This window comes from Ruminococcus albus AD2013 (genome assembly GCF_000526775.1).
Classification (GTDB): Bacteria; Bacillota; Clostridia; order Oscillospirales; family Ruminococcaceae; genus Hominimerdicola; species Hominimerdicola alba_A.
In genome coordinates, this window is sequence record NZ_JAGS01000001.1 from 3,678,178 (window position 1) to 3,700,177 (window position 22,000).

The window sequence follows — 22,000 nt, forward strand, 5'->3', positions numbered from 1 at the left end:
CGAAAGGAAATGAAAGACCGATATGGAATATGTTTTGAAAGCTGAATCACTTGAAAAAAAATACAGAGGGTATACTGCTCTTGATGGCTTTATTATGAATGTACCTAAAGGCTCGATTTATGGATTTGTGGGAAAAAACGGTGCAGGTAAAACTACGCTTATTCGTCTTATTTGTGGCTTGCAGAAGCCAACTTCGGGAAGTTTTGAAATATACGGAGTCAAGAATAATGACAAAAAGATACTGGAACAGCGTAAGCGCATAGGTGCTGTTGTGGAAACTCCTTCAATATACCCGGGACTTACTGCTTATGAAAACTTGAAAATGCAGTATATGACTTTAGGTCTGTCAGACTACAAAAGTATACCTGATCTTCTGAAATTGGTCGGGCTTGAAAATACAGGCAAAAAAACAGCACGTAATTTCTCGCTTGGTATGAAACAACGACTAGGTATCGCTGTTGCTTTGTGTGGAGCTCCTGATATGCTGATACTGGACGAGCCAATAAACGGACTTGATCCTCAGGGGATCATTGAAATGAGAGAGTTGATAATCAAGCTTAATCGTGAGAAAGGGATAACTGTTCTCATATCTTCGCATATTCTCGACGAGCTTTCAAGACTTGCCACACACTATGGTTTTATTGATAATGGGAAACTTATCCGTGAAATGAGTGCTGAAGAACTTGAAAAAGAATGCCGCAGATCAACACATATAGAGGTAACGGATTCATCCTGTCTTTCTTCTGTACTGGATAATATGGGCTTTGAATATAAGATCACAGACGAGCATAATGTTGATATATTTGGCAGGCCCAATATATCACAGCTTACAAAAGCACTAATGCCATCAGGATGCGATATAATATCGGTTAATGAAAACGATGAGGATCTTGAAAGCTTTTTCATTTCGCTTATCGGAGGCAGCAAATCATGATAAAGCTTATGAAAACAAATTTTTACAAGATGTTCCACAGCTGGTCATTTTGGTTGACTTTGCTTCTGATGCCGTTTATAAATATCATGACAATGATTACAAAAAACGAGGAGTATTCAGGTAGGGTAAAAGAATCGATATATGACAAATGGTCTGTTATTCAATGCCCTGAAACATGTTTTACACATCTTTCTTCTTTTGTATTTATCGCAGTTTTGCTGATTGGTATGATTATAGGAGATGAATATTCATCGGGAGCTATACGTAACAAACTCGTGGCAGGTTATTCTCGTATACAATTGTATACGGGCTATCTGCTGACAAGTATTGTTGAATGTTTTTTAGTACATATTATCTGTACGGTAGTTTGTTATGGTATATGCTGTACTTTATATGGATATGACGGGTATTTTCTCACTTTCGTATCCATGTTGGTACGTTCACTTGCACCTGCTGCAGCACTTTGTGTATTAACATTGTTCTGTATTGTAGCCGCAGGAAATCGTATTATAGGTATGGTAGCTGCAATTTTGGGTGATTTGATAATATGTCTATGCTATTCTGCAAATTTAAGTGTATATGCCAGACTTGATGATAGTGAGATAAGTGAGTTCTCACATAAACTATACATTATTATAGACTCGCTTCTTCCATCATTTTACTGTGGATGGTTCGTTGATCCTGTTGATAAGGCAATTGATTTGAGAACTGCTATCCAGCCTTCCTGCGGCTGGTGCATGATCACAATGGCATTTTTCTGTGTTATTGGTTATATTGTATTTGTAAAAAAGGATATGAAGTAAACATCGGAGGGCTAAAATTACATGTCAAAATTATTAAAAGCAAATTTCTATAAGTTATTTCACAGCAAAGTTTATTGGATCTGCCTTTTGCTAATGTCTTTTTTTAACATCTATAATGCTGTTGCAAGTGATTCGTTGCTCGTATTGCATAAAGTTCACGGAAAAAACAGCGATTATTGGATGGGCTGGAGCTTTATGGAAATATCGACCTATTTAGCTCACTTATGGTATATTTCGTATATAATCATTGCAGTAACAATACTTTGCGTAGGCGATGATTATTCTTCGGGTGCATTGCGAAATAAAATTCTGGCAGGTCATTCAAGGTTTAAAATATTCCTAGGCTATTTTATTACATCTTATGTCGGGGCAATGCTGATACATATTGCAAGCGAAGTTTTAGGTTTGAGCTACTGCCTCGTAAGGTTCGGACTGGAATTTTATCATATAACCTCAGAAAGTGTAAAAAGTTCCCTGGATCTGTGTATACATCTAAACATTTCTGCAGTAGTTGCTATAGCTACATTTGTGGGTATCTCTCTTTTATGCATGATAGTAACAGCAAGAAGAGTACCTGCGCTTGCGATTGCTTTGGGATTGAATATATTAGCAAGCCAGTATGTTGAAAACAAAATGTATAATGTTATCATGTATCACGGAAAAGATCTGCAGTCAGATAAAAAAGCATTGATGTTATTATCAATAGATCCGAATGGTCTCATAAAATCAAATATGGTAGAGTGGAATAATTATCATACTGCCTGCATATTGTGTTGCCTGTTAACATTATGCGCGGTTCTAACACTTGGGATAATAGTAATGAAAAACAGAGATCTGAAATAGATGAAAAACAATATGAAGTAAATAGTGAAAAGCAGCAGTATTCTTTTTGAATTCTGCTGCTTTTGTGATTTGCATTGTAAGCGCCAACCAAACCCAGCCCCTAAAGAGAAAAGCTGAGGCTTCCAATGAAACCTCGGCTTTGATCATTAGAGCCATCTACTTGTACTTTACTACCGGTTACTATACTTCTCTACCAACGGCTGTAACTCTACTTTACAGCCAATTACTTTACCTCACTGTAAGTTTGCTTACAGTATGATGGAAGTGCCATGCTCTAAGGCATTACCGATTTAAGCTGTGTTTCAGTTGGATCCGCCCCCCACTTGGGCAGGACGGTCAGCAGATAGAGCATATACCCATAGACATCAAGCTCATTTCTTTTTGCTGTTTCGATGATGCTCATAACTGCTGCACTTGCAGCGGCTCCTTTTTCCGTGTCGCTAAAAAGGAAATTCTTTCGGTTGATGCCATCCCCATTATCATCCTTTTCTTCTTTTATCCCTTTGAGCTCATTCTCTCATCCACCTCATTATCCACAGACACATCATTTACCCTTTCCTTATTTCTCATCATTCAAAAAACAACTATATATAATTTTCACTTATGAATTTATATATACTTGCAATCTAAAATCATTCGCTTATTATTTTTCCTGAATACTTCATTATATTTCCTAATAGTACATTTTCTTTTCATATACTCTGTTTATTTGACGGTTATCTTAGTTTCACTTTCCGTCAATAGTATAAACTAATAATATTTTCTAATATAAAAATTGACGAATGGTCAAGAAAAACGGAACGATATTATTGACATTGATGGTTATGTGTGCTATCATATCTTTGGAAAACATTGATATATTGCCGTTTCGGCACTAGAATTCAGGAGGACATAAATATGAAGTTAAAAAAAGTTTTAGCAGTAGTGATGTCACTTTGTATGGTGGCAGGAACTGTCAGCTATGGTGCGCCTGTTATAACACAGAGCATAACCGCACAGGCAGACGATTCAGCAACAAACGGTTTTTCATTTAACCAAACAACAGGCAGGCTTACGCTTAGCGGTACTGTTGATGGTGCTACTTTGCGTAAATTTAACAATAAGTATGGCTATCGTGTTAAATCTGTCATAGCTGAAAAAGGTACAGTTCTTCCTAAAGACAGCAGCCTTCTTTTTCGTAATTATACAAATTGTTCTTCTATCGATCTTTCAAATGCAGATACAAGCAATGTTACAAATATGAGCAGAATGTTCGATAACTGTTGCAAGCTTAAATCGCTCAATGTAAGTGGATTTGATACAAGTAAAGTTACATATATGGACGAGATGTTCTGTTACTGTAAAAGTTTGACATCGCTTGATGTAAGCGGATTTGATACAAGCGCAGTTACAGATATGAGAGATATGTTCGATGGCTGTAACGAATTGATATCACTTGATGTAAGCAAATTTGATACAAGCAGAGTTAAAGATATGAGTAGTATGTTTGGTGGCTGTTTCAAATTGACTTCAATTGATGTTACTGCATTTGATACAAGCATGGTTACAGATATGAACGGTATGTTCAGTTCCTGTAAAAGCTTGACATCGCTTGATGTAAGTGGATTTGATACGAGCAAAGTTACAAAGATGAGCGATATGTTTTCTTGGTGTCATAGCCTGACTGCACTTGATCTTAGCAATTTTGATACAAGTAAAGTTAAAGATATGTATCATATGTTTGGTGATTGTTTCAAACTAACCACACTGGATTTAAGCTCTTTTGATACAAGCAATGTTAGAGATATCAGTTATATGTTTTATGGCTGCGGTGAATTGACATCACTTGACTTAAGTGGTTTTGATACAAGCAAGGTTACAGAAAAGTCTGATTTGTCCAGTTCTAGTTGTATGTTCAGTTCTTGTAATAAACTGGAGTCCCTTACTCTTGGTGAGAATTTCAAAAATGTTCTCAAAAAAGCACAACTTCCCAACAGCAAAGTCTGGGTAAATATGAAAGCTCCTACAAGAATAGTAAGCGGTGACGAAAAATTTGCAGTTATCAAGAATAACGGGAAGAATACCTATATAACCTATACTCCCACCTATCCTACCAACATCAAAGTTGAATACAGCCAAGAATATAACCTGAAATCTCACCAGGTAAGATTCTCATGGAAAGAAGTTGAAGGCGCTGACAGATACGCTATAGCTGTATACCTTGCCGGAAAGTGGAAGGTTCAGGATAAGGGCATTACCGATACTTCTTACACTACTCCCAAAAGCATGACCCCCGACACGACTTACAAAGTTGCTATCGCTGCCAGAGTTGACGGAAAATGGGATACTGCAAACGCTATAAAGAATGCTGTGACTGTCACCATAAAGTAATAGGTTTGCACCGGTAAAATATCACGAAAGCAAAACGGATAGACTGTCCATTTCGGACGGCTATCCGTTTTTGTGTGCAACGATTTTTAATCAATGGTGATTATTACACGCCTTCACTTTCCGTCAATAGTATAAATTAATAATATTTCCTCTTATAGAAAATTGACGAATGGTCAAGAAAACGGATCGATATTATTGACATTGATGGTTATGTGTGCTATCATATCTTGGGAAAATATTGATATATTGCCGTTTCGGCACTAGAATTCAGGAGGACATAAATATGAAGTTAAAAAAAGTTTTAGCAGTAGTGATGTCACTTTGTATGGTGGCAGGAACTGTCAGCTATGGCTCACCTGTTATAACACAGAGCATAACCGCTCAGGCAGCAAATGTTGCACTTGTAACAGATTGCTATTCTTATAACGAAACAACCCGCGTGCTCACACTGAAAGGTGAGATCGACAGATCAAAATTTAATACTTTCAGCAATAGATATAAAGATAGTGTAAAAACTGTTATAGCCGAAAAGGGAGCGATCTTTCCTGAAAAAAGTGATTCATTATTCAGCTACTATAAAAATTGTACATCTATGGACCTTTCAAAAGCTGATACAAGCAATGTTACAAATATGAGCAGAATGTTCCTTTGTTGTTCGTCTCTGACTTCGCTTGACATAAGTGGATTTGACACAAGCAAAGTAACAGATATGAGCTTGATGTTCTGGAATTGTGCAAAATTAACCTCACTTGATGTAAGCGGATTTGATACAAGCAATGTTACAAATATGAAGGAAATGTTCCATAACTGTTCAAGCCTGACTGCGCTCAATGTGACCGGATTTGATACGAGAAATATAACAAATATGGGTGGTTTGTTCTCCGGCTGTTCCAAACTTACTTCACTTGATGTTAGCAGATTTGATACGAGAAATATAACAGATATGAGTGGTTTGTTCTCCGGCTGTTCCAAGCTTACTTCGCTTGATGTAAGAGGATTTGATACTAGCCGTTCCACAAGTATGCGTGAAATGTTTTTGAATTGTTCCGGTCTGACCTCACTGGATGTAAGTGGATTTGATACAAGCAAGGTCACAGATATGTATTATATGTTCCGCGGTTGTTCGGGTCTTACATTACTTGATGTAAGCGGATTTGATACAAGCAATGTTCGTTATTTGAGCGGTATGTTCTTGGGGTGTTCCGGTCTTAGATCAATTGATGTAAGAGGATTTGATACAAAAAATACCATCACCATAGAGCATATGTTCAGTCGTTGTTCCGGGCTGACCTCGCTTGATCTTAGCGGATTTAATACAGCCAAAGTTCTGTATTTCGACGGTATCTTCCAAAACTGTTCAAATCTTACCACACTTGATATAAGCGGATTTGACACAAGCAAGATCATACGTATGACTTATATGTTCAGCGAATGTAATAACCTTAAAAAGCTGACTCTCGGTAAGAATATCAAAAACATAGCAGAGGGCGCAGAGCTTCCCAACGGCGGCGGCTGGGCAAACGCTAAAGCCCCAAAGACAGTTGTCAGCGGTGACGGAGAGTATGCAGTTATCGAAAACGCAGGCAAAAACACCTACATACGTGCTAACGCAGGCAACTCCGCAAATCTTTCCTTAAACATCAAGGTAGAATACAGCAAACAGTACCACCAGATAAGATTTACATGGGATGAGGTAAAAGGCACAGATGAGTACGCTGTAGCTGTATATCTTTCGGGCAAGTGGAAAGTTATTAAACGGTATATCACTAAAACTTCCTACACCACACCCAAGAACCTTACCCCCGGCAGAACTTACAAAGTAGCTATTGCGGCTGAGGTAAACGGTGTGTGGAGAACTGATGAAGCTATCAAAAACGCTGTTACTGTTACTGTAAAGTGACAGGCTAGCACCAGTAAAATCTACAGAACACAAAACGGATAGACCGTCCTTGTTGGGCGGATATCCGTTTTTTTACCGTCAAACTTCCATCACCTACCCCACCAATGTATCGGTATAGCAGGGTATAGGATAATTATACCATACTGCGGTCAAAAGGTTAATTGGCAGATTATTATTGCTCACAACCCAATGTGACATTCTTGTCAAAAAATATGAAACCTGTGTGAAAATTAGCACTCTCCCCTTGACAGTGCTAATCAAGAGTGCTATAATATAGTCAGAACAAAGGAACAGAGAAGCACCAAAGGATCCGGGTGCTGAACCCTCCGTCCCCTTGCTCGAAGCAATGGAAACAATGTGACGAGTAAAAAAGGAGGACTGACCTATGTTGTATCCAAGCATTTTCGGTGAAAACTTATTCGATGATTTCTTCAGATTCCCTGATTTTAGCAGAGACGTGGAGAAGGAGCTGTACGGTAAACACGCCGCTCAGGTCATGAAGACTGATGTTCATGAGCATGATGATCACTATGAGATCGTGATCGACCTGCCGGGCTTCAAGAAAGATCAGATCAATCTTGAGCTTCAGAACGGTTATCTGACTGTCAGTGCCGCAAAGGGACTTGACAAGGACGAAAAAACTGAGAAGGGCAAGCTGATCCGTCAGGAGCGTTACGCAGGCGCAATGCAGAGGAGCTTCTATATCGGAGATACTGTTACAGAAGCCGATGTGAAGGCGAAGTTTGAGGACGGTGTTTTGAACATCTGCGTTCCGAAGGCAGAGCCTAAGAAGCTGGAGAATCACAAGTATATTGCAATTGAGGGATAATACCTCGCTAAGTTATGATCCCAAAATGATGCTCCCCGGAGCTGTTCGTATGAGCAGTTCCGGGGAGTTTGTTTTTATGTGATTTGAATGAATCATTATCCTGCCATATCAAACAGGCTCTTGAAATTCTTTTTGGAGAATGAGGTCAGCCGTCCGTTGCTCACCCATTCTATGAAAACATTGTCGAGGTCGTCGATGTATAAGACCGTGGCAATACTGCCTATGGGAACGCTGTCGCTTATCTTCTCTCTGAGCTTGACCTTTGCTCCGGCTGTTACTTCATCTATCATTGCTATGACCTCCTAAAAACACACTTGTAATATTATATAACAGCGGAATGGGAGTGTCAAGAACCGATGCGCTATTATTTCACATTGAACTCAGGATATGCACCGAGCATTTTTCTTACCTCAGCAAGATACTCACTGCGAGTTTTCACGGGAGACAGCAGCTCAATACCGTCACCATAGCTTATTACCCAAAGATAGAACCTCTGGTTGATACCAACATGAACGGTAATTGTCACACTCTCGTTCGTTTGATAGAATTATAATATATGTTGTGTTAAAAGTCAAGCATTACAACTATATAATGTATATTTTAACAATTGCTATACTTACATAATATAATTTATTTAGGACAGAAACCACAAAGTAATCCACCCCAAATTCACATTCATGTAAATTGATTAAAGAAGGCTCTAAATGAACCATAAAAAATCATCTTATTTGAATTGATTCAACACACGTACGGTACAGTCTCAGTTAAAACCTTGTAAATGTATATATAAGTTACGAGTTCTTTCACAAGCTATTGCAAATCTCACCTCCCCTTTTACATGGAAAATCCATATTGACATTGTTTATTAAAAATGTTATAATATAAAAAGTTATAATGTATTAACACAGAAAAGCGGTGAAACATTTGAAACCTAAACATATAATAGTAAGCATAGTATATCTGCTTTCGCTGATATTGCTGGCTGCCCCCGGGGCTATCGGGATATTCGCACGCGGCGGTGCTATGAAAGTGCTGGGCATAATACTTATGCTCGCGCTGACAGGTGCTTACGGAATGTACATCTATTCGCTGACACAGGGAACAAAACCCACAGGACCAGGGCTTCCCGCACAGCAGACACCCTATGAGAAGTACCGTGACCTCGCGGAGTGGTTCAGGATATATGAATTCTACGGTCTCAAGAATGTCAGCGGCGACCCAAAGATAGCTATGCTGATAAATTCAGACCTCGGAAGTGTTGATAAGAGTGCTTTCAGCTATCACAACCCATTCAGGCAGACCGAGCTTGGCACACGCATTCAGGAGAGCATTCAGGGCATAACAACGAAGTATGACCAGACTTTGCGTATGCTTTCGGATTCTTTCAATCCCGCAGATATCACCTATCAGAACTATGTATCGGTTCTGGATGATGTACTTAAAGTGTCGGCATCAAATGCAAGAGCTATAAAGAAAAGGGTGTGCGTTTTCGATTACCGTCAGTGGTCACAGGATGAAAACGACAATATGTGCAGACAGTATATCGATGAGGTAAGCACCAGGGCAGAAAGGCTTGAGGAGATAAACACCAAATTCGATTGCCTGATACATGAACTGGTGTGCCTTGACGAGATATCCGAAGCACCTCTTGCAGATATGCAGAAGCTGATAGATACGACCTCGGATTACAGAAGTCTTGAGGAATGAACCATATGAAAGGTTGAGTGCAAAATGACAAAAAAGATGAAACCGGCTGTGCTGGGCGCTGTTGTAGTTGTTATAGGTATCATTATAGTTATAATAGCCGCAGTGTCATCAAACGGCTCTAAAAAATCAAAGGAAAATGACACTGACAAGAACGGAAATAAGATCCTTAGTGCTGAAGATATCGACAAGAATCTGAAAAATAACGCTGAGAAAGTCAATGTTACAAGGAACTACGCGCCCAAAGGCACAGTTTCTTTCGATGATACATATGCGGCTGAGGAACTTCCCGATATCGACAATACCTACCCCGTAGGCGTTGAGCCTTACGGCAAGGATATCGTGGTGGAGATATTCTCTTCACCCGAAAAGGCAGGCACAGGCACTGACGGCTGGATGACTGAAATGGCAGAGGAATTCAATTCCTCGAACGCAGAGGTAAACGGTAAAAGCGTTGGCATAAGACTGCGCTCCATATCCTCGGGTACACAGATAGACTATATCGCGGCAGGTGTTTACACCCCTGATGCTATATCGCCCTCGGCTAATATCTGGTGCAGTATACTGAGTGACAAGGGCATAAAGACACAGACCATCACCGACAGGACTGTAGGAAATGCGGCAGGCATACTCATAGACCCTACCACTTATTCATCACTTGAATCCGAGTACGGCACTGTGGATATCAAGGCTATAGTTGATGCTACCGTAAACGGAACTATAACTACAGGCTATACAAATCCCTTTGTATCCACAACGGGACTGAACTTCCTGGCTGCTATGCTCACCAGTTTTGACGAAAGCAATCCTCTGAGCGCAGATGCTGTAAAGGGATTCCAGTCATTTCAGGATAACGTACCATTTGTCGCGTATAATACACTGCAAATGAGAACAGCTGCCGAAAGCGGAACTTTCGACTGCATGATGATGGAATATCAGTCCTACACTCAGGACGTTGCTCTTACAAACAATTATAAATTTATCCCCTTCGGCATGAGACATGACAATCCTCTCGTTGCTGTTGGCGATATCAGCAGCGAAAAGCTTTCGGCTCTTCAGGAGTTCGCTGAGTTCTGTTCATCTGACAGCGCAAAGAAAAAAGCTACTGAATACGGCTTCAATGGTCTTGAAGATTACAAGGGCGGTCTTGACAATATAAGCGGAAGCAACTGGATGCAGATACAGAAACTCTGGAAAAAGAACAAGAACACCAGCAAGCCCATAGCAGCAGTGTTTGTTCTTGATTGCTCTGGCTCAATGTCGGGCAAACCTATAAACTCGCTGAAAATGTCACTGAGCAACAGTATAAAGTATATAAACTCCACCAACTATATCGGCGTTGTATCTTATTCAAGCGGCGTGAACGTGGAGTTGGAGATAGGTCAGTTCGATATCAATCAGCAGGCTTATTTCATGGGCGCAGTTGATTCCCTTACTGCATCGGGTAATACGGCAACTTATTCCGCACTTTCTCAGGCTGTGATAATGCTGAGAGAATTCATGGCACAGAACCCGAATGTTTCGCCTATGGTATTCCTGCTTAGCGATGGTCAGTATAATATCGGCGCAGGTATGAGTGATATCAACGGTGCTGTTACAGCTTCTCAGATACCGATTTACACCATCGGCTACAATGCTGACCTCGATGAGCTGAAAGCTATATCCGAGATGAACGAAGCGGCTACGATAAACGCTGATACTGACGATGTAATCTATCAGCTGAAAAACCTGTTCAATGCAAATCTGTAAGCAGGAGAAACAGAATGTACGATGAAAAAATGGCGGCAGCTGTAAACACAGCGCAGAAACGTCTGATGGACATGGCAGGCGGAAATTCTGTTCTTATGAGTGTCACGAATGACCTTGCTGAACTCAGTACGCTGATAGAAAAGCTTGACCCATCGAAAATTGATTTTGACAAGGGCGGGCTTGAACGACTGAAAATAAACAGCTACTGGAACAGGTTCGATGAAGCTTACCCCGCATTTCAGGCGGTTATGGAAAAACTTGCCCGCAACAGAAAGATACTTCACAACAGCAGTGTTACAGTAAACCGCTTTTACAGCGAATTCTGCGAAGCATATGACAGCTTCCGCGCAATCCTCGAAAGTGAGCGCGACGAGGAATACATAAGGCAGGCAGCTGTCACAGAAAACATGGCTATGCTGATGAAGAGCACCATTGACGAGCATAAAGCCGTCTGCGAGCGCGTGGACACAGTGCTCATGGTAACCGAGATATCACTGAATATCGCCGTGTATCTCGCTAAGCAAAAATTCGGAAGAAACATTGGCGCAGCAGGTAATGTGCCCACGACAGGTGAGATATCTTCGGGAAATTTCAAGAAACAATTCGCTATGCTGAAAAATATTTTATCTGATATTAAATAGTACCACCCCCGAGACAAATATGCTTCGGGGGTTATTATTGCACACTAAAACGACTGCTCGTGTTTCCCACACACAAAGTTCCAATCTTTGTGTGATGCCAAAAGAAACATTTCAGACAATGTGCAAGTAAGGATATAAAAAGGGGCTGCAACAGCCCCATTATTTATATGCTGAAGAACCGTACATCCTCATCACATCTCTCCGAACTTCCATTCCCTCATAATAAAAAGAAGGTGAAAAAAATCATGCAGAATAAAAATCAACCACTACTATTTTTCCTGTATATTACGAAACAATCCATAATAGATAAAAACAATTCTCTATAAAAAGAAAATCAAAAAGAAGATCGCCCTGATACCCACTTTCTCTTTCACCCTGAGTGTCACCGCTCCTCCAAATTGTCATCCAAAAGTGAACGTATCCTGTCAAGGACAGATACCGTATTTTGTCCATGATAAAGCATCGAAAAAAACAAACTGACTGATCAGGCATCTGTATAACGCAAATGCCTGATTTTTCCTTTTTCGTCTCGCACTTTGCCCAACTTAGAACTTGTTTTTTGCCATTATGCTCAAATTTTATGTTATAAATTCAAATTATATTAATACAAACTTGACATAATGGTTAAATTATGATAAAATAAATACATGAACTGGATGTTAATTATCCGAAAAAGGAGTTGAAAAATCCATGCGGAATCATTACTATCAGATAGATAGAGAGATCGACAGACATGGCATAACTGCGCCCCTTTTCAATTTAATACTATACTGATAGACGCGTACTCTTGGGGATAAGTGTTTTCCAAAAGGGTGCGCTTTTATTGTCGGGAGGTAGATCATTATGAATGAAAAACAAGGCATAACACTAACAAAAAAACAGCTGGTCGTAATGGCAGCGGTGATCGTACTGCTTATAGCGGGAGGGATCGTGCTGGGGATAAATCTGAGCAGGAAAAACTCGGATAGAATTGGTGATACAAAACCCACACAGCAGGATACAACTTCAAAAGCGAATATTATCGAGCTTGACGAAAATGCAGGCGAATACACAGGCGAAAAACCAAAGGACAACGGCGGTGCTGCCGAAGGTATCAAGATACCCGGATATCCGAGTATCAGCATAGCCAAGGACACTCAGGACGTCACAATGGCACTGATGAACCCCGAGGGCAACCCCTGCTACTTCAAGTTCGTTATAGCCCTCAAGGATACCGATGAAACTATCTTTGAGTCGAAATACGTTCAGCCGGGTGACTGCATCTACGATGTTCACCTGACAAAGTCCCTTGCGGCGGGCGAATATCCCGCGGTGATAAAAATATCGACAATATCCCTCGACGGTGAAACACCTCTCAACGGTGCTAACGTCGAGACGGTACTGATAGCTAAGTAAAGGAGTTGATAAAATGCAGGTTAAAAGAAAGAAGCTCATAGCCATGCTTTGCGCGGCGGCTGTGATGACGACCTCGGCAGGAGGATTGCCGCTTGGTGATTTTAAGCTGTTAGATACTGTAATTACGGTGAGTGCGGAGGATTTTGAGGGCGACGGCAGCGAAGCAAGTCCTTATCTGATAAACTCGGCTGATGATTGGAACGCTCTTGCAAATGACGTCAACAGCGGAACAAGCTACGCAGACACGTATTTCAAGCTCACCTCAGATATTACCGTTACTACCATGATAGGACGAAATAATCATGGGGGAAGCGGAGATGCAAGTGCTATTCCGAAGCCGTTTTCGGGAACATTCGACGGAGACGGTTATGTTCTTACTCTTGATATCAACAGTACCTCGACTCACGGCGCTGCTCCGTTCTGCGGCGTAACAAATGCCACTATCAAGAATCTGATAGTTGAAGGTAAAGTTGTGGGCGGTATTCATTCTTCCGGACTTGTGGGCGTTCCTTCGGGAACTTTGACCGTAGAGAATGTGACTGTTAATGCAGAGATCAGCGGTCAGACACATCTCGGCGGAATGGTCGGTCACAGCTTTGCGGCTGATGTATCGCTGACAGACTGCTCTTTCAGCGGAAAGGTGTCAGGCACAAGCTATTCGGGCGGTTTTATAGGCTGGGGCGGACCTAACGGAAAGCTGACTGCCACAAGATGTGCATTCACTGGAACATATACAGGTTCATTTCACCCCGTAGGATTTATGTATCAATCGGGCACAGCTGTTGTTTCCGATTTCTATACGACAGCTGAAGCGAATACTAACTCTAACTCGTTTTCCTATTCAGGCGGTCTTACACTAAATGAGGTGACTGTGACAGCTCCTGTTGCAAAATCCGAGCTTATTTATGACGGCAGTGAACAGGAACTTATCGAAAGAGGCTCGACTTCTTCGGGAACAATGGAATATAGTCTTGACAGACAGAATTATTCCGAAAATATCCCTGTGGCAGTAGACGCAGGCGAATATACCGTATGGTATAGGGTAACATCAGGCTCTGTATGTATATGTGAGAAAAGCATAGATGTTACTATCTCGCCTCCCCCTTCTCCCGCCTACACCGTAACTATCCCCGCGGAGGTCACGCTGGGGGACGATGTTTACTACAATGTGAGCGTGGATTATCCCGATGGAGTGTCCAAACAGAAAGTGCGGGTATCTATCATCGGTGATGACGGCTGTTTCAAGGTAACACAGGGCGAGGACGCGCTGACCTACACCATTTCGGGCAGGAAAAGGCTGAACAATATCGAGGATGACACTACCTCGCTCGATGTCAAGGACAATGACGAGATACTTCATGTTGACGGTGCGGACGACACGGGAAATGTCCGCTATATAGAGCTTAAATTCAACGAACCTGATCAGGAGCCAAAATATGCGGGCGATTACACAGGTACAGTTACGTTTAACGTATCACTATCATGATTTAGGAGGGAATGAACTATGAAAAACACAAAAAGATTTATCGCAGGCATGATAACACTCACAATGGTATCTGCAATGGCACCTATAAACGCCTTTGCAACTGAGAACATCAAGACCCTCGATGCGAACACCTCTTCTAACAGCACCGATGTGAAGTACAGCGTAGACCCCAGCTACACGGTGGTGATTCCCGCAAGCATCACACTTTCGGATACTGCCGCGACCAGCGCATCTATCTCGGTGGATGAAACTGCAAAGCCGTTCAAGCTGGCTAAGGGTCAGAAGCTTTCCTTAAAGATAGCAAACGAGGATACCAACGATTTCAAGGTAACTAACGCTGACGACTCCCTCGACTACACCGTAACCGCAGGTTCGGAAACTCTTGCAAAGGGCAGCACAGCCGCGGAATTCTCCAATGATGACAAGACCGACAAGACCCTTACTTTCTCCAAGATGGACGCTTCCAAGGCAAAGTACGCGGGCGATTATACAGGCACGCTGACGTTTGGTATCTCGGTGGAGAGTGCAGAAACTATTGTTGACCTTTCAACATTGACAGCCGACTATGAAGCAAAGGACGGCGTAACTCTGACAGGTACGCTTGCTGCAAATGTCAAGATTTCCATCGCAGATGGTGCGACTGTCACGCTGAAAGATGCGAATATCACCAACCTCGGGAAAAATTGCGACTGGGCTGGTATCAATTGCCCAAACGATGCGACTATTATCCTGAACGGTACGAATACAATATGTGCCGGCAGAGGCAGCGATGGCTATAACAATTACCCCGGCATCTGGATCGCTTCGGGCAAGACTCTGACCATTGATGGCGACGGCAGCTTGACTGCATACAGCAATGATACCAACCCTTCTGGTGCAGGTATCGGCGGAGGATACCACGTTAATTGCGGTAACATCGTAATTAATGGCGGTACGATCACTGCAACAGGCGGCGAAGGTGCTGCCGGCATCGGAAGCGGTGATTCAACTTGTGGCAATATCACAATCAACGGCGGTACGATCACTGCAACAGGCGGCAATTATGAAAATGGTGCTGCCGGTATTGGAAGCGGCTCCGGCGTTTATTTTAATGCATCCTGTGGCGAAATCAAAATCAATGGCGGTACGGTTAATGCAACAGGCGGCAAGGGTGCTGCCGGTATTGGAAGCAGTGTCAATAATAATAAAGTATCATCCTGTGGCGATATCACCATTGCAAATACCGTCACAAAGGTAACAGCCACAAAGGGCAAAGGTGATAGAGGTGCATATAGCATCGGTGCTGGAGGAGGCAGTACTTGCGGCACTGTGACCATAGGCGGTGTAGAAGGTGCTATCAGCGCAAGCCCCTACACCTATGAGCCGTAAGTAGTGATATAATGATTATTTGCATTCTCTGACTGATAACGGCGCGAACGTTGAGACGGTTTTGATAGCAAAGTAACAAAAATTTATTTCAGGAGGTATCCACCATGAAAAAACTGATAAGCGGCATGACCGCATTTACAATTGCAAGTATGATGACAGTTACAGCTTTTGCAGAAGCAGCCATCAGTAATACGACTATCACCCCTAAAGGCGGCGACCCTTTTGACGTGAACCCTACCCCCGAAACGGCGGGCGCGACGGTCGAATTTAACGTTGACCCGACCTACACCGTGACAATACCCGCAAGCTTCGAGCTTACAGGCGAATACGGACAACAGTATTCGGGCAGCGGCACCATTCAGACCGGCAAGGTATTCCTGAATGAGGGCGAAAAGATAGTTGTCACCCTAACAAGCGCAAGCAAGTTCAATATGTTCCACGAGGGTGCAGGCGAGTATAAGCTCCCCTACACCGCCGAGGGAAGTTTTGGCAAGCTGACAAACAAGGAAACAGGCGGCAAGGTAGCCGAATTTCCCACCTCGACCGAACCCGCAAGTGCCGGTATCTCTTTCACCACCGATGAGACACCCACATTCGCAGGCAAGTACACCGACCCCGTAGTATTCGGAATTTCTATTGAAAAGGAGCCATCATAATGAAAGCTAAAAGATTACTGGCGGCAGGAATGGCGCTGACTATGATATCATCTGTATGCACCATCACCGCAAACGCTATGCAGATATTCGTCAAGACCATTACAGGCAAAACTATAACTCTTGATGTTGAACCCAGTGACACGATAGAGAACGTTAAGGCTAAAATACAGGATAAAGAGGGCGTAGCTCCGGATGCACAAAGACTCATCTTTGCAGGCAAACAGCTTGAAAATAACAAAACTCTTGCAGATTACAATATCCAGAAAGAAAGCACCCTGCATATAATCTTTAACCTTACACAAATAGTTCCCGATACCGATAATTTACCTGACCCTAAGCCATCTTCCGCAGGACTGGAAGTTTCATATGAGGTATCGCCCACCTACACAGTAGTTATCCCCGCAAGCGTAACTCTATCAGACACCGAAGAGACCACCAAGCCGATAACTGCAACAGACGTCAGACTTGCGCAGGATTCAAAGATAGTTGTCACCCTTGACAGCGCATCTAATACCGCAAGCGGAAGTACATTCAATGCAAAGATAGGTGATTCCACCGCGAATTACACCATCAAGTCCGATAATGCAGACGTATCGGTAGGCGGTACGGTCGCAGAGTTCGATACCAAGACAGGCGAGCAGTCCAAGACACTGGCATTCTCCAAGGCAACAGGCGCGACCTACGCAGGCAAGCACACCGAAACGCTGACCTTTGGTATCAAAGTTGAATAAGGAGGAACCGATATGAAAAAACTGATAAGCGGACTTTCCGCACTTGCAATACTGGCAATGCCTGTTACGGCATTCGCAGAACCCACCACGATAAACGAGACTAGCGACCCACAGTCGGCTAATGCTGTCATCACCACCGAGATAGCACCTGCTTACATCGTGACTATCCCCCTCGACACCAAGGTGACATTCAATACCGAGAATACCGATTTCGGCACCATCGAACTTACAAAGGCACAGCTCGACCCCGGCAAGGCGGTAAAAGTATCCCTGGTCACCGACAGCAAGATGGAGAACAAGGCTGACGAGGAAAAGACCCTTGCATACACCATTTTCGAGGGAACAAGCGATGCCGTTAACGAAAATGTATTCACTTCCGCAGAATACACCGCAGTAGGTGATAAAACAGACCTTACCATAAATATCACCGCGGAAGACTGGCAGACCGCATACGCAGGTGAGTACAGTGACACCGTGACATTCAATGTTGAATACACTGATGCAGCACCCAGGACATAAGGAGTTGATCGCATGAAAAAAATAGCAGTATTCCTGCTTTGTCTTTCCATGCTGACCTGCACCGTCATAACAGTCTGCGCCGAGGGATCTGACCAGACACCGGGCGAAGCTACTATCGGAACTGAAGTTCCGGATAAACACAAGCTCAGGCTTACGGTCACAGGTGATGTTGATGTAAAAGTCAATGGTGAAGACGGAAAGGAGTTCACTGTCGATCGACTTTCCGAGCCTGTTCTCGAGATCAAGGCTAAGGACGGCGAGCAGATCACTAAAGTCGTACTGAACGGCGAAGACGTTACTGACCAGTTGAAGGACGGCAAGCTGAAACTGCCCGGCATATATGAGGACAGTGAGTATGTCCTGTCTGCCGAAACAGAGAATATATCCGATCCCTCAAGCAAATCCGAAAGCAGTTCAAAAAAGGCTGAAACTGTTTCAGCAAACAGCCCCAAGCCAAATGCTAGCAATGCTAATCCCGCAACAGGTGTTGCAGGCGGTGTGTCGTTAGGCACAGCGGTCCTGCTTGCAGCTATCGGTATCGCAAGAAATAAAGGCAGTGAAGACGAAAAAGAATGATATCCTGCGAAACAGACCTGACTAGCTATCCGGCAGTCAGGTCTGTTCTTTATGACAAAAATATCATTCTGCAAATAAACACCGTCAATTATGAAAATCATAGCACAAAAGACCCTGACAATATACGTTAACTCATCCTATTTCCATTCGCCTATGTTTACTACCACCCTGATAAAATATCTGAGCGTATCCCATGTGGAAGTGCTATCGTAATTTGTCACAAGTGTCGGGTGTTCTAGTTCGCAGATGAAAGTTTTTGCAAGGATTTTCTGCTTGATATCCGCTTTGAAAAGGGCTTTGCCTGCCCGTTCTGCGGTGGCTCTGAGTACCGCAGGATAAGGTCACGACATCTGCTGCGCTGCAAGTTCTGTAAAGCAGATATATCCGCCACAAACGGAACTTTTATGCACAGAACACATATTCCGCTCAGACTGTGGATAGTCACCGCATTCCTCATTATGAGCAACAAATGCAGCGTTTCTGCTGTTACGCTGATGAGGTCTTTGGGGGTGACCTACAAGACAGCCTGGTACATCCTTCATCGCATCAGAAAAGCTATGAAATGCCGTGAAGAACGCTATTTGCTCGACGGGATCGTTGAACTTGATGACACGTATCTCGGTGCTCCGACTCACGGTAAAAAGCGTGGCAGAGGTACTGAAAAAGTCAAGATGATCGTAGCTTTATCGAAGAACGCAGCAGGAAATCCCGAGTACGTTAAAATGAGCGATGTGCCGAATTTAAAGGGCATAACTGTGGGTAGATTTGCCAGGGATAATATCCGCGCAGGCTCGAAGATCGAGAGTGATAATGCTCGAAGTTACAAGAAACCGCTGGCACAGAAATACTTCCATGTTTTTGAGACATATGATCCGACAAGCGGTCAGCTGAACTGGATGCATAAAGTTATATCAAACTTCAAAGCAATGATCATGGGAACTTACCACGGAAACGAAAAGATCCACACAGCGTTATATGCTGCCGAATACTGTTACAAATTCAACCGCCGCAAACTGGGAAACAGTGCGTATTTAAGGCTTTTGGCTGCTTTGGTGCAGTGATCTTACTTGTGGTGTGTTAAGGGGATAACCATATTTTGAAATCATCAAAAAAAAGCAAAAATACTCCTTCCGACCTTATGGCACTTTTCTCATTCTTCCGCCTCTCAATCCTTTTATCAAATCTTTTTTCATTCAAACAACTTTCTCGCTTCCCGTTTTTTATAAACATCCGTTCTATCATCTTCCGGTACATCATTCCCACAAAAACAACTATATATAATTTCCCGCTTAAAGATTATATATAGTTGAGAATCAAAATTGCATGCTCTTAATTTTTCCTGAATACTTCATTTTGTTTTACTAATAGTGTTTTTTTCTTTTCATATACTCCGTTATTTTTTCCGTATAAAAGAAAAGGCCCCGCATAATGCGAGGTCAATCATGTTGGATCATGCAGGAGTAAAAATGCATCCGACTGCTTTGCAGGCAGTCTTCAGTTCTTTAATCTCTTTTTCTTCTCCAATACTCTTCATAATAGAGTTTAATATGCATATAATAATCAAAACTTTAGTTTTACATAACGCTTGACTTTGAATTGCAATTATATTATACTTTGAATTACAGTAACTTAAAACTTTGAAATTTCGTTTTTTTGAGGAGGTATTATTAGGCTGAACAGAATAGCATAAAAAGCGCTGTTTCGTCTTGCAGAGCAGTTCCCGATAGTAGGAATCACAGGTCCAAGACAGAGTGGCAAATCCACGCTTACAAAGATCACCTTCCCCGACAAAAAGTATGTAACTTTTGATGATAAAAATATGCGTGAACTTGCAAAATCAAACCCTGCCGACTTTATTATGGCATTTCAAAATGGTGCCATTATTGACGAAGCGCAAAAGGTGCCTGAGATATTTGATGCGCTTAAGCTTCATGTTGACAGCGCTCCTTTCACACCGGGGAAATTCATTCTCATCTGTTCAAGCCAGTTCAGGCTTAGAAAGAATATGTCCGACAGCCTTGCAGGAAGGGCTGCTTTTCTGAAACTGCTCCCTTTTTCCATTAAAGAGCTTAAAGATGCTGACCTTATGCCCAAGAACGCTTATGACCTTATTTTCGGAGGACAGTATCCTCCGCTTTATGACAATGAAAAGCATTATATTGCAGAAGACTGGTTTGAGAGCTATATCGACACCTATCTTGATCTTGATGTTAAAGACCAGATCAATAAGAGTAATCTGTCAACATTCAGAAAGTTCATTCAGATATGTGCTATATACAGTGGGCAGATTCTTTCAATGGACAGCATAGCTAAGCAGATAGGAATTTCCCAACCCACAGTAAAAAGCTGGCTGTCTATTCTTGAAAACTCATATATCATTCATTTTCTGGAGCCTGATACGAACAATCTTGGGCGTTCGATAGTAAAGACACCAAAGCTGTATTTTGTCGATTCGGGACTGCTGTGTCATTTGTTAAGGCTGGAGAACAAAGAAGATCTGCTTCTGAGCAAGTACAAAGGTGCTGTTGTTGAGACCTGTGCCGTAGCAGAGATGCTGAAAAACAGAATGAATCAGGCAAAAAAAACCTAATCTAACATTTTACAGAGACAGCAACGGTTTTGAAGTAGACACCATAGCCGACTGGAAACACACATTTGCAGTAGAGATAAAAAGCTCAAGCGATGCGGAAGCAAAACTGTCTGCAAACACTAAAAAGTATCTTACACTGCGAAATGACGACAATGCCCATAATGCAGTATTCTATCTCGGTGATATCAGCATGACGATCAATGATACAATGTATGTCAGCTGGAAGGATTGGGGAGATCACCTTAATTAATCTGATCGAAATTTATTAAGGTTTAGATCCAACTCTACTCCATGTTATCAAGTAATAGAGCTGTTTTTATTATAGAAGGAATTTTTACGTGATATAAGCACTCTATAATAAAAAATATACCTACGGTTTACTTGATTTTTTCTTGTAGATATGATATAATGACCTCAACATCAAAGAAAGGAGAAAACCGAGATGAATAAGTTCACTGTTTCATATCTGTATAGCGAATCATTATTGAGCCTCGTCCTCGAATTGGAAGAGACTTCTTTTGTGCTGCGTACAGATAAAGTGGATGAACATTTCGGGATTTCTTGTTTCTAAGTATTATTGATCCTTGTAAGTGAAACACCGTCTGTTTGCAGCAGGCGGTGTTTTTGTTATGCCCGTGTGTATGAACGTTATCAACATAGTTGATAACTAGCATACATTTATGTTTTAGAAACAGGCTTTTTGGGGTTCGAGTCTTCCCACGGGTAATATTTTTGCGGGATTGGCGGAACAGGCATACGCGACGGTCTCAAATACCGTTTTATTCAGGGTTCGACTCCCTGATTCCGCATTTTTATGCTCTCGTAGACCAACGGCAGAGTCAACGGACTTAAACCCCGTGTAGTGTGAGTTCGAATCTCACCGGGAGCATCAGGATCAATATATTT

At 42.2% G+C, this 22,000-nt stretch carries 21 protein-coding genes, 2 tRNA genes and 1 pseudogene; 21 read left to right on the forward strand and 3 right to left on the reverse strand.

Translation table 11 applies throughout. The features are described from left to right. Positions 1-22 precede the first annotated feature (22 nt). Genes N773_RS0116550 through N773_RS0116560 form a run of 3 tightly spaced genes read left to right on the forward strand, consistent with a single transcriptional unit; the run spans position 23 to position 2,580 of the window. Positions 23-934, forward strand: coding sequence for an ABC transporter ATP-binding protein (locus N773_RS0116550; protein ID WP_024858836.1), 912 nt, complete (start codon positions 23-25; stop codon positions 932-934). Beyond that, positions 931-1,737 (forward strand): ABC transporter permease subunit, encoded by an 807-nt coding sequence (locus N773_RS0116555; protein WP_024858837.1) that lies wholly within the window; start codon positions 931-933, stop codon positions 1,735-1,737. Before N773_RS0116550 ends, N773_RS0116555 begins: the two co-directional genes overlap by 4 nt. 21 nt (positions 1,738-1,758) lie before the next feature. Beyond that, positions 1,759-2,580, forward strand: a complete 822-nt coding sequence (locus N773_RS0116560) for an ABC transporter permease (RefSeq protein ID WP_024858838.1) — start codon at positions 1,759-1,761, stop codon at positions 2,578-2,580. A gap of 274 nt (positions 2,581-2,854) precedes the next feature. On the opposite strand, the gene N773_RS22980 is transcribed toward N773_RS0116560, so the two are convergent. Further along, a complete protein-coding gene (locus N773_RS22980; protein ID WP_196231652.1) occupies positions 2,855-2,983 on the reverse strand; it encodes a transposase domain-containing protein in 129 nt (42 codons plus the stop codon). A 494-nt stretch (positions 2,984-3,477) separates the two neighbouring features. On the opposite strand from N773_RS22980, the gene N773_RS21440 reads away from it, so the two are divergent. The 3 genes from N773_RS21440 (at position 3,478) to N773_RS0116580 (ending at position 7,679) form a co-directional block, all read left to right on the forward strand. Beyond that, entirely contained in the window at positions 3,478-4,950 is a 1,473-nt protein-coding gene (locus tag N773_RS21440) for a BspA family leucine-rich repeat surface protein (protein ID WP_024858839.1), read from the forward strand. Positions 4,951-5,233: 283 nt separating this feature from the next. Then, a complete protein-coding gene (locus N773_RS21445; RefSeq protein ID WP_024858840.1) occupies positions 5,234-6,850 on the forward strand; it encodes a BspA family leucine-rich repeat surface protein in 1,617 nt (538 codons plus the stop codon). Between the two features lie 385 nt (positions 6,851-7,235). Further along, positions 7,236-7,679: an Hsp20/alpha crystallin family protein gene (locus N773_RS0116580; protein WP_024858841.1), complete on the forward strand. Its 444-nt coding sequence runs from the start codon at positions 7,236-7,238 to the stop codon at positions 7,677-7,679. 95 nt (positions 7,680-7,774) lie between these two features. Here N773_RS0116580 and N773_RS0116585 read toward each other — a convergent pair whose 3' ends face one another. Continuing rightward, positions 7,775-7,969: a hypothetical protein gene (locus N773_RS0116585; protein WP_051454302.1), complete on the reverse strand. Its 195-nt coding sequence runs from the start codon at positions 7,967-7,969 to the stop codon at positions 7,775-7,777. A 74-nt stretch (positions 7,970-8,043) separates the two neighbouring features. After that, on the reverse strand, positions 8,044-8,205 hold the full coding sequence (locus tag N773_RS22320) for a hypothetical protein (RefSeq protein WP_155250914.1): 162 nt from the start codon (positions 8,203-8,205) through the stop codon (positions 8,044-8,046). 398 nt (positions 8,206-8,603) lie between these two features. Here N773_RS22320 and N773_RS0116590 point away from each other — a divergent pair, with 398 nt between their 5' ends. The 15 genes and pseudogenes from N773_RS0116590 to N773_RS0116670 all read left to right on the forward strand — a co-directional run bounded on the left by N773_RS0116590 (position 8,604) and on the right by N773_RS0116670 (position 21,983). Further along, positions 8,604-9,386 (forward strand): hypothetical protein, encoded by a 783-nt coding sequence (locus N773_RS0116590; RefSeq protein ID WP_024858843.1) that lies wholly within the window; start codon positions 8,604-8,606, stop codon positions 9,384-9,386. Positions 9,387-9,410: 24 nt separating this feature from the next. Continuing rightward, complete coding sequence (locus N773_RS0116595) at positions 9,411-11,132, forward strand: VWA domain-containing protein (protein ID WP_024858844.1); 1,722 nt, start codon at positions 9,411-9,413, stop codon at positions 11,130-11,132. A gap of 14 nt (positions 11,133-11,146) precedes the next feature. Continuing rightward, complete coding sequence (locus N773_RS0116600; protein ID WP_024858845.1) at positions 11,147-11,773, forward strand: hypothetical protein; 627 nt, start codon at positions 11,147-11,149, stop codon at positions 11,771-11,773. Positions 11,774-12,616: 843 nt separating this feature from the next. Continuing rightward, positions 12,617-13,168: a hypothetical protein gene (locus N773_RS21450; RefSeq protein ID WP_024858846.1), complete on the forward strand. Its 552-nt coding sequence runs from the start codon at positions 12,617-12,619 to the stop codon at positions 13,166-13,168. A gap of 13 nt (positions 13,169-13,181) precedes the next feature. After that, positions 13,182-14,654 (forward strand): hypothetical protein, encoded by a 1,473-nt coding sequence (locus N773_RS0116610; RefSeq protein ID WP_024858847.1) that lies wholly within the window; start codon positions 13,182-13,184, stop codon positions 14,652-14,654. Positions 14,655-14,672: 18 nt separating this feature from the next. After that, positions 14,673-16,022 (forward strand): hypothetical protein, encoded by a 1,350-nt coding sequence (locus N773_RS0116615; RefSeq protein ID WP_024858848.1) that lies wholly within the window; start codon positions 14,673-14,675, stop codon positions 16,020-16,022. A 104-nt stretch (positions 16,023-16,126) separates the two neighbouring features. Next, complete coding sequence (locus N773_RS0116620; protein ID WP_024858849.1) at positions 16,127-16,678, forward strand: hypothetical protein; 552 nt, start codon at positions 16,127-16,129, stop codon at positions 16,676-16,678. Beyond that, entirely contained in the window at positions 16,678-17,409 is a 732-nt protein-coding gene (locus tag N773_RS21945; protein WP_080678362.1) for a ubiquitin-like protein, read from the forward strand. The genes N773_RS0116620 and N773_RS21945 overlap by 1 nt, the downstream gene beginning before the upstream one ends. A gap of 12 nt (positions 17,410-17,421) precedes the next feature. Beyond that, positions 17,422-17,928 carry a hypothetical protein gene (locus N773_RS0116630; RefSeq protein WP_024858851.1) on the forward strand — a complete coding sequence of 169 codons (507 nt, stop codon included), beginning with the start codon at positions 17,422-17,424 and terminating at the stop codon, positions 17,926-17,928. Between the two features lie 12 nt (positions 17,929-17,940). Beyond that, positions 17,941-18,504 (forward strand): hypothetical protein, encoded by a 564-nt coding sequence (locus N773_RS0116635; RefSeq protein WP_024858852.1) that lies wholly within the window; start codon positions 17,941-17,943, stop codon positions 18,502-18,504. 90 nt (positions 18,505-18,594) lie between these two features. Further along, entirely contained in the window at positions 18,595-18,717 is a 123-nt protein-coding gene (locus N773_RS23300; RefSeq protein ID WP_278245368.1) for a hypothetical protein, read from the forward strand. Between the two features lie 26 nt (positions 18,718-18,743). Continuing rightward, positions 18,744-19,565, forward strand: a pseudogene (locus N773_RS20450) (IS1595 family transposase); the annotation flags it as partial. A 713-nt stretch (positions 19,566-20,278) separates the two neighbouring features. Further along, positions 20,279-21,094, forward strand: a complete 816-nt coding sequence (locus N773_RS20455; protein WP_242840437.1) for an ATP-binding protein — start codon at positions 20,279-20,281, stop codon at positions 21,092-21,094. A 734-nt stretch (positions 21,095-21,828) separates the two neighbouring features. After that, positions 21,829-21,903, forward strand: a tRNA-Leu gene (locus tag N773_RS0116665). A 7-nt stretch (positions 21,904-21,910) separates the two neighbouring features. Then, positions 21,911-21,983: transfer RNA gene (locus tag N773_RS0116670), tRNA-Leu, on the forward strand. Positions 21,984-22,000: the final 17 nt, after the last annotated feature.

What these genes read in the sequence shown, in the direction of transcription:
- N773_RS21445 (WP_024858840.1), top strand. Translation starts at nt 5,234, where the DNA reads ATGAAGTTAAAAAAAGTTTTAGCAGTAGTGATGTCACTTTGTATGGTG.
- N773_RS0116580 (WP_024858841.1), top strand. Translation starts at nt 7,236, where the DNA reads ATGTTGTATCCAAGCATTTTCGGTGAAAACTTATTCGATGATTTCTTC.
- N773_RS22980 (WP_196231652.1), bottom strand. Translation starts at nt 2,983, where the DNA reads ATGAGCATCATCGAAACAGCAAAAAGAAATGAGCTTGATGTCTATGGG.
- N773_RS0116620 (WP_024858849.1), top strand. Translation starts at nt 16,127, where the DNA reads ATGAAAAAACTGATAAGCGGCATGACCGCATTTACAATTGCAAGTATG.
- N773_RS0116610 (WP_024858847.1), top strand. Translation starts at nt 13,182, where the DNA reads ATGCAGGTTAAAAGAAAGAAGCTCATAGCCATGCTTTGCGCGGCGGCT.
- N773_RS0116550 (WP_024858836.1), top strand. Translation starts at nt 23, where the DNA reads ATGGAATATGTTTTGAAAGCTGAATCACTTGAAAAAAAATACAGAGGG.
- N773_RS0116555 (WP_024858837.1), top strand. Translation starts at nt 931, where the DNA reads ATGATAAAGCTTATGAAAACAAATTTTTACAAGATGTTCCACAGCTGG.
- N773_RS0116595 (WP_024858844.1), top strand. Translation starts at nt 9,411, where the DNA reads ATGACAAAAAAGATGAAACCGGCTGTGCTGGGCGCTGTTGTAGTTGTT.
- N773_RS0116560 (WP_024858838.1), top strand. Translation starts at nt 1,759, where the DNA reads ATGTCAAAATTATTAAAAGCAAATTTCTATAAGTTATTTCACAGCAAA.
- N773_RS0116600 (WP_024858845.1), top strand. Translation starts at nt 11,147, where the DNA reads ATGTACGATGAAAAAATGGCGGCAGCTGTAAACACAGCGCAGAAACGT.
- N773_RS0116630 (WP_024858851.1), top strand. Translation starts at nt 17,422, where the DNA reads ATGAAAAAACTGATAAGCGGACTTTCCGCACTTGCAATACTGGCAATG.
- N773_RS21450 (WP_024858846.1), top strand. Translation starts at nt 12,617, where the DNA reads ATGAATGAAAAACAAGGCATAACACTAACAAAAAAACAGCTGGTCGTA.
- N773_RS23300 (WP_278245368.1), top strand. Translation starts at nt 18,595, where the DNA reads ATGAAAATCATAGCACAAAAGACCCTGACAATATACGTTAACTCATCC.
- N773_RS0116615 (WP_024858848.1), top strand. Translation starts at nt 14,673, where the DNA reads ATGAAAAACACAAAAAGATTTATCGCAGGCATGATAACACTCACAATG.
- N773_RS0116585 (WP_051454302.1), bottom strand. Translation starts at nt 7,969, where the DNA reads ATGATAGATGAAGTAACAGCCGGAGCAAAGGTCAAGCTCAGAGAGAAG.
- N773_RS0116635 (WP_024858852.1), top strand. Translation starts at nt 17,941, where the DNA reads ATGAAAAAAATAGCAGTATTCCTGCTTTGTCTTTCCATGCTGACCTGC.
- N773_RS21945 (WP_080678362.1), top strand. Translation starts at nt 16,678, where the DNA reads ATGAAAGCTAAAAGATTACTGGCGGCAGGAATGGCGCTGACTATGATA.
- N773_RS21440 (WP_024858839.1), top strand. Translation starts at nt 3,478, where the DNA reads ATGAAGTTAAAAAAAGTTTTAGCAGTAGTGATGTCACTTTGTATGGTG.